The sequence below is a fragment of the Chryseobacterium sp. KCF3-3 genome (assembly GCF_045865955.1).
Taxonomy (GTDB): domain Bacteria; phylum Bacteroidota; class Bacteroidia; order Flavobacteriales; family Weeksellaceae; genus Chryseobacterium.
In genome coordinates, this window is the sequence record NZ_AP035792.1 from 698,695 (window position 1) to 712,338 (window position 13,644).

Annotated in this window: 12 protein-coding genes; all 12 read right to left on the bottom strand. The window is 35.4% G+C overall.

Features of this window, described 5'->3' with window-relative positions:
- Nucleotides 1–81: 81 nt before the first annotated feature.
- Nucleotides 82–768 carry a hypothetical protein gene (locus tag ACKTTZ_RS03210; protein WP_034696849.1) on the bottom strand — a complete coding sequence of 229 codons (687 nt, stop codon included), beginning with the start codon at nt 766–768 and terminating at the stop codon, nt 82–84.
- A 194-nt stretch (nt 769–962) separates the two neighbouring features.
- The gene (locus ACKTTZ_RS03215; RefSeq protein WP_253317650.1) at nt 963–2,297 is read right to left on the bottom strand and encodes a trigger factor; all 1,335 of its coding nucleotides are present in this window, start codon (nt 2,295–2,297) and stop codon (nt 963–965) included.
- Nucleotides 2,298–2,435: 138 nt separating this feature from the next.
- Entirely contained in the window at nt 2,436–3,023 is a 588-nt protein-coding gene (locus ACKTTZ_RS03220; RefSeq protein ID WP_407847303.1) for a hypothetical protein, read from the bottom strand.
- Nucleotides 3,024–3,041: 18 nt separating this feature from the next.
- Nucleotides 3,042–5,435 carry a TonB-dependent receptor gene (locus ACKTTZ_RS03225; RefSeq protein WP_407847305.1) on the bottom strand — a complete coding sequence of 798 codons (2,394 nt, stop codon included), beginning with the start codon at nt 5,433–5,435 and terminating at the stop codon, nt 3,042–3,044.
- Nucleotides 5,436–5,696: 261 nt separating this feature from the next.
- Entirely contained in the window at nt 5,697–6,053 is a 357-nt protein-coding gene (locus ACKTTZ_RS03230) for a hypothetical protein (RefSeq protein WP_034696841.1), read from the bottom strand.
- A 148-nt stretch (nt 6,054–6,201) separates the two neighbouring features.
- Nucleotides 6,202–8,130, bottom strand: a complete 1,929-nt coding sequence (locus ACKTTZ_RS03235; protein ID WP_034696839.1) for an ABC-F family ATP-binding cassette domain-containing protein — start codon at nt 8,128–8,130, stop codon at nt 6,202–6,204.
- Nucleotides 8,131–8,270: 140 nt separating this feature from the next.
- Nucleotides 8,271–9,008, bottom strand: coding sequence for a hypothetical protein (locus ACKTTZ_RS03240; protein ID WP_034696837.1), 738 nt, complete (start codon nt 9,006–9,008; stop codon nt 8,271–8,273).
- Nucleotides 9,009–9,260: 252 nt separating this feature from the next.
- The gene (locus ACKTTZ_RS03245) at nt 9,261–10,616 is read right to left on the bottom strand and encodes a DUF2235 domain-containing protein (protein ID WP_034696835.1); all 1,356 of its coding nucleotides are present in this window, start codon (nt 10,614–10,616) and stop codon (nt 9,261–9,263) included.
- 151 nt (nt 10,617–10,767) lie between these two features.
- A complete protein-coding gene (locus ACKTTZ_RS03250; protein ID WP_034696832.1) occupies nt 10,768–11,445 on the bottom strand; it encodes a response regulator transcription factor in 678 nt (225 codons plus the stop codon).
- Nucleotides 11,414–11,995 (bottom strand): sensor histidine kinase, encoded by a 582-nt coding sequence (locus ACKTTZ_RS03255; RefSeq protein WP_253317666.1) that lies wholly within the window; start codon nt 11,993–11,995, stop codon nt 11,414–11,416. The genes ACKTTZ_RS03250 and ACKTTZ_RS03255 overlap by 32 nt, the downstream gene beginning before the upstream one ends.
- A gap of 200 nt (nt 11,996–12,195) precedes the next feature.
- Entirely contained in the window at nt 12,196–12,819 is a 624-nt protein-coding gene (locus ACKTTZ_RS03260) for a hypothetical protein (RefSeq protein ID WP_034696831.1), read from the bottom strand.
- Nucleotides 12,820–12,835: 16 nt separating this feature from the next.
- Entirely contained in the window at nt 12,836–13,615 is a 780-nt protein-coding gene (locus tag ACKTTZ_RS03265; RefSeq protein WP_253317655.1) for a hypothetical protein, read from the bottom strand.
- Nucleotides 13,616–13,644: the final 29 nt, after the last annotated feature.

Below are 13,644 nucleotides of genomic sequence, written 5' to 3' on the forward strand. Positions count from 1 at the left end.
ATAGTTAAATTTGAGTTAAAATTATTTATATACTAAAAAAACCGGGAAATTCCCGGTTTTTATCTCTTAAAAAGTATCTTATTATTTAAAATCAGCATCTGTAACTCCAGAGTTGATTACCACTTTTGTCGTTTTAATTGTCATTTTCTGACCTCCACCTTCAGCATCTACTTCAGCCGGGAACTGTATTCCATCAACTGCCATATAGCTTTTAATGGTTGCTTTACCTTCTCCTGCATCTGTCTTATACAAAAGTCCCGTTCCTGCATCGAAATAGAATTTTCCTTTGTCTGAAGACAATACATTATAATCTTTTCCGTCAAGTTTTTCTGTAGATACAGCCTGGAAATTAGAAGCATCAAATGCTAAAGCATCCATTGGTTTTCCTTTTTTAAGGTCAGCAATTTTATCAGCAGGAATATCTGTTTTGGTTCCCATCTGATCAAAATATCCTTTTTCACCGTCAAAAAGTTGTACCATTTCTTTCCCCATGAAAGATTGTACAGATTTGAATTTATTCCCTAATTTCTTAGTGGTCATTTGGATTTCCATTCCCTGTACAGCTACTGTGTTATCAGTAATGGTAGATTTTATAGCGTCCAGTTTATCTTTTCCACCTAGCGCTTTGAAATAATTATCAACAACCTCTTTAGGTGTAAGTTTTGATTTTACGGCTTCTGTTTTAGCAGATGCAGCCCCTTTTTTCTGAGCTGCTGCAGGCACTGAGAAAAGTACAGCGCAGAAAAACGGAATGATGATCTTTTTCATATTTATAATAAAGTTTAAAAAGTAAATATAGGAATATTGGCGGACATACAAATAAATAATGAGTAATGAGCAATTAGTAATGAATGATAATTGATAAATGATTGGTGATGATGATTGAGTAATCTTTAGAATGGATGGATAAAAAAAAACCGCCAAAAAATTGACGGTTTTCAAATATTTATATCTGAGTATAATTATTTCTTAAGTTCTTCTAAAAATTCGTCGTGAGAAATTTTAGTTTCTTTTTTGGTAGCTTTTTCAAGAATTACATCTTTCAATTTAGCCATTGCTACTTCAGAAGAAATTTGTCTTACCTGCTCCTGGTCTTTCAACATTTCAACAGCATATTTTTGGATTTCTTCATCCCCTAAGTGGTGGATTCCGTAGATAGCCAATTGGTTTTTCACCAACTGCTCAGCCTGAGCTAATACATCAGCATAGTCAAGGTTGATTTCGTTTTCAGTCATCAATTTACCTTCGATAATCTGATACTTTAATTGGTTTTTCTCAGCTTCAAGAATTTCTTTAGCCTGATCTTCAGACTGGATGTTCTGGTTAGAGAATAACAACCACTTCACAAGGAAAGATTCAGGAAGTTTTACTTCTTCTTTCTCTGTTACTTGCTCTAATACTTTATTCACGAAGTGAACATCAGCATTCTGTTGGAAATACTCGTCTAATTCAGTTTTTACTTTATCCTTAAGCTCATCTTCAGACTTAATGTTTCCTTCTCCGTATACTTTGTCGAATAGATCCTGGTTAAGTTCAGCTAAATCTAATGAATAGAAATCTTTTACTTTAACTTCTAGTTCATTGTGGTGTAGGTGCTCAACTTCTTCTTTGCCGAATCCTAATTCTTTAGCTAATTCTTCGTCACCTGCAAGAGTTTCTTTCGTTACTTTTACAGAACCTTCCATTTTCAAACCTTTTACCAATTTGAAAGCTTCTTTGTTTTCAGCAGTAATCGTAAGGTTTTTTGGGTGGTGGTGGTGCTCTCCTTCAGCATCTTCTTCCACAACCTGAGAAACTTCTAAAGCAATGTAAGAATCTTTAGTGATTTTATCTTGAGGAACCTGCTCAGCGAAACGCTTCTGCATGTTTTCAATGCTCTTACCGATTTCTTTATCAGAAGCTTCTACTTTGTAATGAGGAGCTTCATATTTAGCTAAATCTATAGTGAATTCAGGCTCAAATCCTACTTCGAAAGCAACTTCTAATTGATCAGCATTGTAATCGAATTCGTTTACTGGCTGAGGAACAGGCTGACCAACTAATCTTAATTTGTTGTCATTAACATAGTTGTTTAAAGCATCAGAAACTTGTCTGTTGATTTCTTCAAATGCAATACCTGCTTCATATTGTTTTTTAACCATACTCAAAGGCACTTTCCCTTTTCTGAATCCAGGAACTTGCGCATTTTTAGCATAATTAATCAACTGCTTCTCTACTTTTTCTTTGTAGTCAGATTTTTCCAATGTTACTGTAAGCAATGCACTTACATCATCATGGTTTTGTGCGGTAACCTTCATTATTGATTAAAATTTTAGGTTGCAAAAATAGGAATTTTTTATGAAAAATACCCATTTAAAATCAACTTATAAAGCCAAATATTGTTAAATAAAAAACCACCGGAGAATTCCGATGGTCCAAACAAGATTAAAGGTATATTAATTAATAATATTATAGTTAGCCTGTGCATCAGTTTCTCCTCCTGTATGAGTTCCGTAAATTACTCCGTTTCCGCTTACAGCAGAAGCTTCAGAAACCGTTACCGGCTCATGGAATAATGTAAGAACCAACTGACTAGGAGCAGAAGCATTTTTCACAGCGGTATTTACTACCCATTTTGTTTTCAACCCAACGCGGTTTCCATCATCTCTTTTAGAAGATTCATCATCGGTACGCGTTAAAGTAATATCAGAGTTGGGAAAGTTATAGACTAAGAAATGTTCATTTTTAGCCTCTTTAATTTCCTGAGTAGCATCTTCATCTCCGTTTTTGAAAATAACCTCTACATTATAAGTATGTCCGTTGATCAATTTAACATTAGGATTCGTTGTGCTGTTTACCTGATAATCATATACAACCGGTGCTCCTCCGGCAGCATCTGTTACTCTTAAAAGAACATCTGAAAGTTCTTCCTGAGGAAGATCATCTGCTTCATCATCGCTTCTGTTACACGATGTTAAGCTTAAAGAAACAGCTAAGAATAAAAGTCCTAAGATAAGTGTTGTATTTTTAAAAATATTTTTCATGTTTTTGATTTTAAATAATTAAAATTGATATTTAAGAGTTAAAATAAAGTTTCTTCCCATTTCGTTGGAAAAGAAACGAAGTCTGTTCAGATAATCTCTGTAAGACGTATTGAATACATTTCGAACTGAAAAATCAATTCCGAAATTTTTAGACAGATTCACCCCTGTCTGAAGGTTCCAAAGGGAATATCCGTTTGGAGGTGTAGAGATATCGACTTCTTCATTGTAAGCATTTCCGTCTGAATCAAATAATCTGATCGGAACATTATAAACAGGAAATCTGGTCTGTTTCAGATATGTATTGTTACTTACGGTGAAATAGAAGTTTTTCCATTCTTTTTTATTGAATTCCAATGAATTATTAAAATTCGGAGGCATCATAAGAATAAGCGGTACATCATGGGTTGTATCCTGCCCATAAACATAAGAACCACTTCCTTTATAAGTCAGATTATCTGTGATCTTAAGTTGGGCATCAATATCCAATCCATACATTTTTGCATTGATCTGTTGATAATTGTACACCACAAAAGCTCCGCCCCACTGTGTATTCTGATATCCTGTAGGAATCTGGTTGATAAAATTCTGAGTATAAAAGAAATATGGGTTTACGGAAATATTCAGCCCTTTTAAGACATTTGCTTTTACATCTGCCACCAAGTTAAACTGATTTCCGGTTTCGCTTTTCATTCTCATATCTCCTCTTTCAATAATAGCTGCAGAATGGTGAAGTCCGTCAGCAAAAAGCTCTGCAATATTCGGAGACCTTGAAACTCTGGCATAATTAAATTTCAGATTAAAATATTCCGAAGGATGATAAACAATTCCTCCGTTTACTGAAATATTATTATACGTTAACGATGGGTTGGTAAGAATTCTGTTTTGGTTTATTCTTACTACAAAATCTGAATAATCTGCCGCATAAAGCTTGTTCCAGTCGCTCAGATCATACCATTTTGTTACATCATAATGATCATAATCGTATCTTCCTCCCAATTCAAGATCCAGTTCGGGAGTAATTTTATATTTGAATACAGAATAAATTCCTGCATAATATCGGTCATAGTTCGGAACAAGACGTCTTGCTTCGGTTTGAGTATTGGAATAATTGTTCTGATATCCAGCATTAATTCCTGTTTCAAGATTCCAATTTCCTCTTTCTATCAGATGGTTTACATTCAGATCATTCGTTATCAGTTCAAGATCTAATGCCGGCTTTTTGCTCAAAGCTTCTGTACGTCTGATATCATATTCTTTTCTATGATTGTACTGGAAACTATAAGTAGCCGTGATTTTTCCAAAATTTTCAAACCTTTTGTAAGCCGAAACTTTAGCAATATGATGTTCGATTTCCTGTTTAGGATTATCAATATCATAGCTAAAATCTCTTTGATAGATGGGCTGTGGTGATGTAAGAGCGTTACGTAGATCTTCAGAGTTCCCTACGTGAGAACTTCTAAGAATCCCGACTGTGCTTTTCGTCAGATAATAATCAAAAGAAAAACCTTTTTCAAATGTCATTTTCTGCACCCCAAAATTAAATCCTGAACTCTCAAGACCGGTATTCATCAAGCCATATTCCGGAGCTTCAAGGTCGCCTAGTTTTTTATAGCTTCCATTGGTTTTTATACCCCAGCCATTTTCCCAGGTTTTTGCTAGTTTTACATTAAGATCAGCTCCTCTTCCGTTTGAAATTCCGGAAAGAGAAACACTTCCCATAATGGTATCTTTTTTAGGTAAAACCTGAGGCTGTAAAACAACAACTCCTCCTACAGCTCCTGCACCATACTTCAAGGCTGATGCGCCTTTTATCACGTCGATATGTTCAAAATTGTTGACATCTACATTGGGTGCATGCTCTACTCCCCATTCCTGTTCGGCAAGCTTTACCCCATCATTCATAATGGAAACCCTGCTTCCATAAAGTCCATGGATAATAGGTTTAGCAATATTATTTCCTGTTTTAAGAACGTTAACACCGGAAATATTAGTTAATAAAATCCCTAAGTTTTCGGTGACATTTCTTGAAAGCATTGATTTATCAAGGGTTTTCACCACCATACTTCCATTGTTCTTATGACTACCATGAATAGTCACAGTTTCAATGTCTTTAATATGATGTTCCAGTGTAATCACCAGCTGAACATCCTGATCAACTCCTATATTTTCAGTATAATCATCACAATCAGGATGTTGTGCAATGAGTGTATACTTTCCTGCAGGAATTTTGTCAAAAGAAAATTTACCTTTCTTATTTGTTTTGGCTGTAAAGTTCCCGATTTTAATCACTGCATTTTCCAGCAATGTTTTATCATGGAAATCCTGAACGGTTCCCTCTACAGTATAAGTTTTTTGTGCACTTGTAAATACTGATCCACAAAAGATCAGCAGCAGGCAATATATCAATTTCATTGTAAATAGATTGATTGCGCACCCATTTCATCAGGGTACATTTTCGTTAAAATTTGTGGGAAGGGTTAGTTTTGATGGTACAATGTATTCCTGGTAAGAAGTTAGGAGCTGGAAAATAGTAATTGAACATTCTTAAATATCAATTACAGATTATCAGTTGTTTTCCCAACAACTTTAAACCTTAACCTTTAAACATTGAATTTGAAGTAGTAAACATTGAACTTTAAAGTACAAAACTTTAAACCCTATAGAATCTATGAATTATGCAAGTGCGGGCGGTCCCCGAAGCTGAAAAGTGAATTTGGTCTGTGACCAGATTTTCTCCTGGATGGCGATGATTTGTTTTACTTCATGGCTGTAATGCTCAAAAGTAAAATTGAATTCTTCAGGAGCTAATGTATGTCCGGTAACCAAAAAGTGGCAGGCCAGACAGTCGCCAGCTTTCTCTTTAGTAACAGCTTTCGTCATCGTATTCTCTACTTTTTTAAGATGAAAAGCCTTAAAATAGTCTACCGAATCGTGATGGTGAAAGCTTTGAGAAAGCAGCGCAAGGAAATATACTCCAAACAATAGCTTGGAGATAAAACTCTTTAGGTTTCTGCTTTCTTTAAAAATCATGGTTCAAAATTATGAAAATAATTTAATTGTTTCCTTAAACTTTTATTAAATTACTTAATGATTGTTGACAATAGGTAGAAATGAGTACAATTTTGTTACAAAAAAAATGCTTCATCTTATTGAGTTGATGAAGCATTTATATTTTAGTTTAATCCAGTTGTGTTCCAAGATATTCCCACTCCTGTAAAGCTGTATCCAGCTCTTCCTTAGCTTTATTGTATTGTTCTAAGGTTTCATCGGAAGGATTTTCTTTAGCAAAAGAAGCTTCCATTTGCTCTACTTTTGTTTCAAGCTCGGAAATTTTTTCTTCTACTTTTTTGATTTTATTCTGAATATTTTTTTGTTCTTTACTTACAATATTGGAAGATTGGCTGCTGGTTACTACAGGTTTTTCTTCTACTTTCTTAGGTTCTACCTTTACTTCACTGTGAAGTTTTGCCTTTTCTGCCGAAATTTCTCTGATGGTTTCCTTTTGTCTGTACTCAAGGTATTCGTTGATATCTCCAAGGAATTCTTTCATTTTCCCATCACGGAATTCGTAGATCTTATCACAAAGTCCCTGAAGGAATTCCCTGTCGTGCGAGATTACGATTAAAGTTCCTTCAAAATTCTGCAGTGCCAGCTTGATAATTTCCTTAGACTGGATATCCAAGTGGTTGGTAGGTTCGTCCATAATCAAAGTATTGAAAGGACGAAGTAGCAGTTTACAAAGTGCCAGACGGTTTCTTTCTCCTCCGGAAAGTACTTTTGTCTTTTTAGTAACAGCATCTCCCTGGAAAAGGAAAGATCCTAATAAATCTCTTACTCTTGGTCTTGTTTCTTCTGTTGCAGCATCTTCAGCTTCTTCCAAAACAGTTTTATTAGGTGTTAAAACCTCTTCCTGATTCTGAGCGAAATATCCGATATTGACATTGTGCCCAAGATTCCAGGCACCGGAATAATCTTTAATATCTCCTGCTAAAATTTTAGCTAAAGTTGTTTTTCCCTGTCCGTTCTGTCCTAGAAGGGCAATTCTGTCTCCTCTCTGAACAATAAAGTCTACATCATCAAAAATCTGCTTCTGCCCGTATGCTTTTCCAAGATTGATGGCTTCGAAGATCACTTTCCCCGGAACCATAGACTGTACGAAACGGATATTGAATTTTGAAACGTCTTCGTTATCAACTTCAATACGTTCGATTTTATCTAATTTTTTAATAAGTGACTGTGCGAAAGACGCTTTGGTAGCACTTGCACGGAACTTATTAATGTTGTCTTCCATTTGCTTGATCTCCGCATCCTGATTCTTTTTAGCCTGAATCAGTTTTTCACGGCGATCTTCTCTCATTACCAGATATTTTGAATAGTTGGCTTTATAGTCGTCAACTTTTCTATTGTTGATATCAAAAGTACGGTTACACACCGCTGTCATAAACTGTTTATCGTGACTTACCAGAACAATAGCTCCCGGATAGTCTTTCAGGAAGTTCTCCAGCCAGATGATGGATTCCATATCCAGGTGGTTGGTAGGCTCATCGAGAAGCATAATATCGTTCTTCTGAAGAAGTAATTTTGCCAATTCGATTCTCATTCTCCATCCTCCGGAAAATTCATCAGTGATTTTTTGGAAATCATCGGCTTTAAATCCTAAACCAAACAACACTTTTTCCATGTCACCTTCAAGATTGTAGGCATCATGGTTCATCAAAAGGTCATTCAGTTCGGTCATTTTATTAATCAGATCTGTATAAGAATCACTTTCGTAGTCTGTTCTCACAGTCATTTGGTGATTCACCTCTTCAAGCTCATTTTTCCAGGCATTGATCTGTTCGAAAGCCTGCATGGTTTCTGCCCACACTGTTCTTCCTTTTACGAAATCAAGATCCTGCTTCAGGAAACCAATGGTAACACTTCCTTCAGTCACCACTTCTCCTTCGTAGAAATTAATTTCTCCGGAAAGCATTTTCAATAAAGTGGATTTTCCTGCTCCATTTTTACCAACGAGACCTACTTTATCATCCTTTTTAATGGTGAAATTGACATTTTGAAATAAATAATTTCCTGAATGGTGTAATCCTAAACTTTGAACCGAAAGCATCTTAATTAATAATTAGTAATGAATAATGAATTTTCGGGTGCAAAAATACGGAAAAAGAAATGAATAGCCGAGAAATAAAAAAACTGCCCAAAACGGACAGCTTTTTCTCTTACGAAAACGGATTTCAGAAAAGGATTTATTTAATGAATATTGATAAGCTGTAATATTGACTGTCCTTCTGATACAGGAACTACCGGAGCTGCTCCGGGTGCGTTTGTAATACCATAAGTTCCGGGAATCATCTCTAAGTCATATTGTACATTCTTATCACTGAATATGAATTTACATCCCGGTGCCATTGTACGGTTGGTAACAGATCCTGAATTCATATTGGTCTGTGCAGCGAATAAAACTATATTTTCATTAGGCTGCATAGTCACCTGTCCCTGTGACATACAACTAAATGCACAGAATGGCTGAAACTCTCCGTTTACTTTTGCTGCAAGTCCAATGGTTATATTAGGTATACCCAAGAATCTGTCATTTCTTACTGTAATCATTCCTGCAGGAGCTGGTCCGTTTATCGAAAATGAACCATCCGGATGGAAAGTTACAGCTGTACCCAAGGGAATTTCCTCTGATAAAGCCTGCATCTGAATGGTTGAGTTTGGCTCAATAATTCCTTTATTATAAACATATACTTTATATTGGGGTTCACAATCAATTTCTATTGTACCAAAAACATCCATAAAGTTGATGGCAAACCAAGCCGGCACTCCTGTATTAAGCTGATCAAAACCTGTGGCTCCTTTATATCCCATAAGCTGGTAACCATTTTCCTGAAGATACTGTAAAATGGCTTTTTGTTCTTGTGATGTAAAATCAAAGTTAATTGTGTATAATGTAGTTCCTGATTTTTGAATGAGTGTCTTTTCCATTGTTTTAATCTTTGGTGTTCTTACTCTTTTTGATATTAGGCTTTTCAGAATACGCCTTTACTCATATTATTTTCTGAAGCTTCGTGAAATGAGCAACTCAAAGTAACGGGAATTACTATTCAAAATTTACAGTAGAATGTACTAAATTTAACATTCCGTAATTATACTCAACTGATCGTTAATAAATTACAAAAAAAAGGAGACACCCTCAGATGTCCCCTAACCTAAATTTAAAACTGAGAAGTATTTTCATTAATTCTTCCATTCATTTAATATGGTAGTTGCCGGTATTTTCACAATAGAACGAACCCAGATATCATTATTGGGAACGTTTGTTCCATACAGAAAATCTGCAACAAAGCTGTCTTCCGGCAAATGAAGTTCTACAGAAAGCCTTTTTGTCTGGCTTGTTTCATCCACAGAGGTACGGCTTGAGACGTTTAACCCATTATTGATCAGCTCAATATTAATTTCACGCTGAGTTCTGTACTGAAAACTATCACTATACAATCCGAAGTTTGATGAAATATGAGTATAATCCACAAATCTTCCAAAATCATATATTGGTTTTTTGTTTGCAGAAAGATCCTTCACATATTCTTTCATTTTGATATAAAACCGATGAAGAAAAGCATGTTTATTATAATCTGTTCCAAAATACGCTTCATTCTCGGTACTAAATACTGATAATATGGTATTGGTTTCGTCCATCATCAGTTTTCCATATACTTTTGACAGGTCATTGTATACTTTATCCCGGCAAACATAGGCCTGCGAAAGACCATCCACCGTTTCCACTTTATATTCCGAGAGTAAAACATCCCATATTTTATTTCCATCAGCATTGGTTTTTGCATTTCTGATATCGGAAACATAGTTATGCAGATCATCAACATTCGTGAAATCTGTAGAAATATAAACAGATTGCGGACCTTCCAAATATCCGCCTCCAATATCTGCATGATCCCCAGGAACAAATACTTCTTTCCAAACGGAGGACTGATTTTCTGATTTCTGATCCTGCATTGTTTTCGAATTCTCAAACAAACCTGTCAATGGAAAGAAAAACCTGCCTTCATTGACCGCACAGAAATGCAAAGCATTCTCTACCTGTGCAGATATCTTCATATTATAAGTATTAAAAGGCTTAGACTCTACCGTATCAAAAAGGCCCAAAAATTTTATTCTGCAATTTCCTACCGCATAAAATGTCAGAAGCTGATTACAGAAAGTTCTTGCCAGCATACCTCCTCTCCCGAATCCGTAGATATAGAAATGGTATTCCTTGGTTTCATCATGGGTTATTTTTTGTACAAAATCTCCGGCTTTCTGAAGTTTATCATCAGATGAATATCCGCTTCCATAAGGTGGATTTGCACATGTTGCCATGGCAAAATTATTATCTTCATTACCTGTTGCGGTGCCAATTCCTTCAATATATATTTTTTCATCTCCAACGAATAAACTGTATAATTTATAGATATTGCTGAAAGTACCATAATAGCTTTCATTATTGTTCAGCGGTTTATCCGGTGAAAGAATATTTACTCCATTATTTCCTGTACCGTCAAAGAAAATCCCGACGGAAATCACTCTACTGCCATTCATGTTTTTACTTTAATTTTTTTATTACAGATCTTGTTTGTGTTTTTTTCAATTAAAATCCCTCAAAGAAACATTCCAAAATAACAGAAGAAAAATAAGGTTCACTAGAGTGAAAAGTACCAAATAAAAAAATCCGTATTTCTACGGAATCAGATTATATTTTTTCAAGAGAATAAATATTATTAACAATGGCATAGATCACTATTCCCACTGTATTTTTAGCTCCAATCTTCTCCAAGATACGCTGTCGGTGACTTTCTACAGTTCTTGGGCTGATAAAGAGTTTTTCTCCTATTTCATTATTGGTAAATTCCTGGCAGATTAGTTTTACCACATCTTTTTCTCTTTCAGATAATTCGTCTTCTGTTTCAAAAAGTGAATTTTTCTTGGCAGAACTGTTCATATAAGTAAACAGCATCTGATGATCTTCAGCTGTGAAAAAGACTCCGTTTTTATCCACCATTGTAATGGCATCAATAAAGGTTTTCTTATTCGAATTTTTGGGAAGAAATGCTGATACTCCCAGCTTCACCATATATCCAAGAATAGAGGTTTTATAGTGTGATGAGAGGATAATAATTTTAAGATCGGGATATTTTTCTTTCAGGATTTCTACCAGTTCAAAACCGTTCATTGGTTTCATCTGAACATCTACCAAAGCAATATCAGGAAATTCATCTTTTGAAAGTTTTCCGAGGTCTTCAATAAAATCGGGGCCATTATCTGCGGTAAGGCAAACCGATATATTTTTTTCATTGGACAGCAACATTTTTACCCCTTCGAGGATCAGCTGTTCATCATCAATCAGTGCTAGTTTGATTTGGGAACTCATGATATTTTGGAATTTTTATGATTAAACGACTTCCTTTATTCGAAAATGTTTTTTTCCATTTGTGTGTGGCGTTCATTGATTTGATGCGGGATTCAATATTTTTAATTCCCATCCCTTTTTTCACTTCTTCATATTCAAACCCCTGTCCGTTATCAGAAATTACAACAGTCATATTTTCAGGATAATCCTTAATATAAATCCAAAGATCTGTTGCATCTGAATGCTTGATCACATTGGTAGTAAACTCCTGAATAATCCTGTACAGCTGTACTTCCACGAAAAGATCTTTCTTTTCATATCCAGACATTACCTGCAGGGAAATATTGATTTTATGGGAAAGGTTGGCTATTAATTCTTCAACATATAAAACCAGACCCACAGATTCCAGGTTTACAGGGTATAATGAATGGGAAATACTTCTGGCCGCATCAATCAGGGAAGACATCTGGCCGTAGATATTCTTTTTGATCAGCTCATCACCCTGAGTATCGAGGTTATTCAGCCATAAAGAAAGAATATTGAGGCGGTTTCCGATATCATCATGAATCATCACTGCAATTCTTTTTCTTTCTTCTTCCTGAGCCTTAATATTTTCCAGAACTAATTTTTTCTGATGAAGAACTTCCGCTTCATGCTGTACATTTTTTTCCTTAATAATTCTGGTAATAAAAGCTCTGTAAGCTAACAGAATAAAGGATACGATAACTGTTATGGTAACAATTATCAGGATCAGCAGATTGATATTTAAAGTTACTTCTTTAATCTGAAAAAAGTATATAAAAATGAACAGTACAAAATACTCGAAAGAATATTATTGGCACTGAGAATAGTATAATAATCGTTTTCGGACAGATTGGCGATCTGGTGCTGAATGATAAAAATAAATACTGAGACAGAGTAATAGAAAAAAATACTGGCATCTACAAGAAGAAAGCGGTTCTGTGTAGAGGTATTTTTAATCTCACGAATCAGGGTAAATCCTGACAAGCAAATAATGATAATATTGGAAACCACTTTCGCTATATCAGCATTGGCAGGATAATCAAATCCATATTTCGAGATCATAAAACCGGCTGCTAGCACTCCAACGACTCCAAGAACTGATTTTGGCCAGTCCAGCTTTCTGATAAATAAACCTGTCAGTAGAAAAAACTCTCCCGCTATATAGAGAGGATAGAGAAATGATGTATCATTCAGTCTGAAGATATAAGGCAGCGCCAGATTCAGCAATTCAATAAAAAAAAGAAAAGCAATACAATGAAAATATTGCTTTTCTTTATGATTTAATATGCGGTATTTTGCTGCTCCCAATAGTATAACGGACAGGAGCAGTGCATAGTTCAGGAATAAAATTGCCTTATAAAGTTCAGCCATTCCTCAGTATATCGTTTTAAAATTCACTTCCTACATCTACATCCGGGATACGGCAGATAGGAGGACATGGTTTTGCCCAGTCGTAAGTATTGGAAATTGATTCTGCTCCCAGTTCTGCACTTCTAAGGTTTTCACGGAAAGAGATAAAGATAAGCGTTACCAACATTTTTCCGTAAATATCATTGTATCTGATCCCAAAAGAACAGGTAATACCAGCCAAACCATCGTCAGAAAGGCAAAGGTCTGCTGTAGGAACATAGAATTTTCTGAAAATTCCACTACCCTGATTTTCTCTGGTCTCTTTATAGAACCAGTCCATACCTTGATTTCTCCAACGTTCAATAGCATCTACAGCTTTGTCCTGTTCAAGAATTGGTGTATTGGAAACCGGCAATCCCATATTGGCATTTTTCTCCATGCTTTCAAGATCTTTAGAAAGAACGGCGTTTCTAATCAGGGTATATTCCTGAATTTCCTGCAGTCTCAGATCTTTTTCAAGCTCAGTAAGAAAGCTGTATGGATATTCTTTTACATCTATTTTTACCCCATCATTGTTCATAGGATAAAAGATAAGAATCAATCGGTCTCTGTAAATTCCTACTGCAGCACAGAAGTCTTTATAATCCTTAAACCCCCTCATCCATTCAAGGTGTTCTCTGGAAATATTAAAAACATAGTTGGTAGGGATAAGCTTTTGAATTTTGGAAAAGTCAGAAAGACATGCTTTCCACTGGTTTGACGCTGCTCTACATTCTTCTACAGGCAGCATATAGTCTACAATGTTTAATGTTGACATAAGCATAGTTTTTAGTCGTATAAAAATAT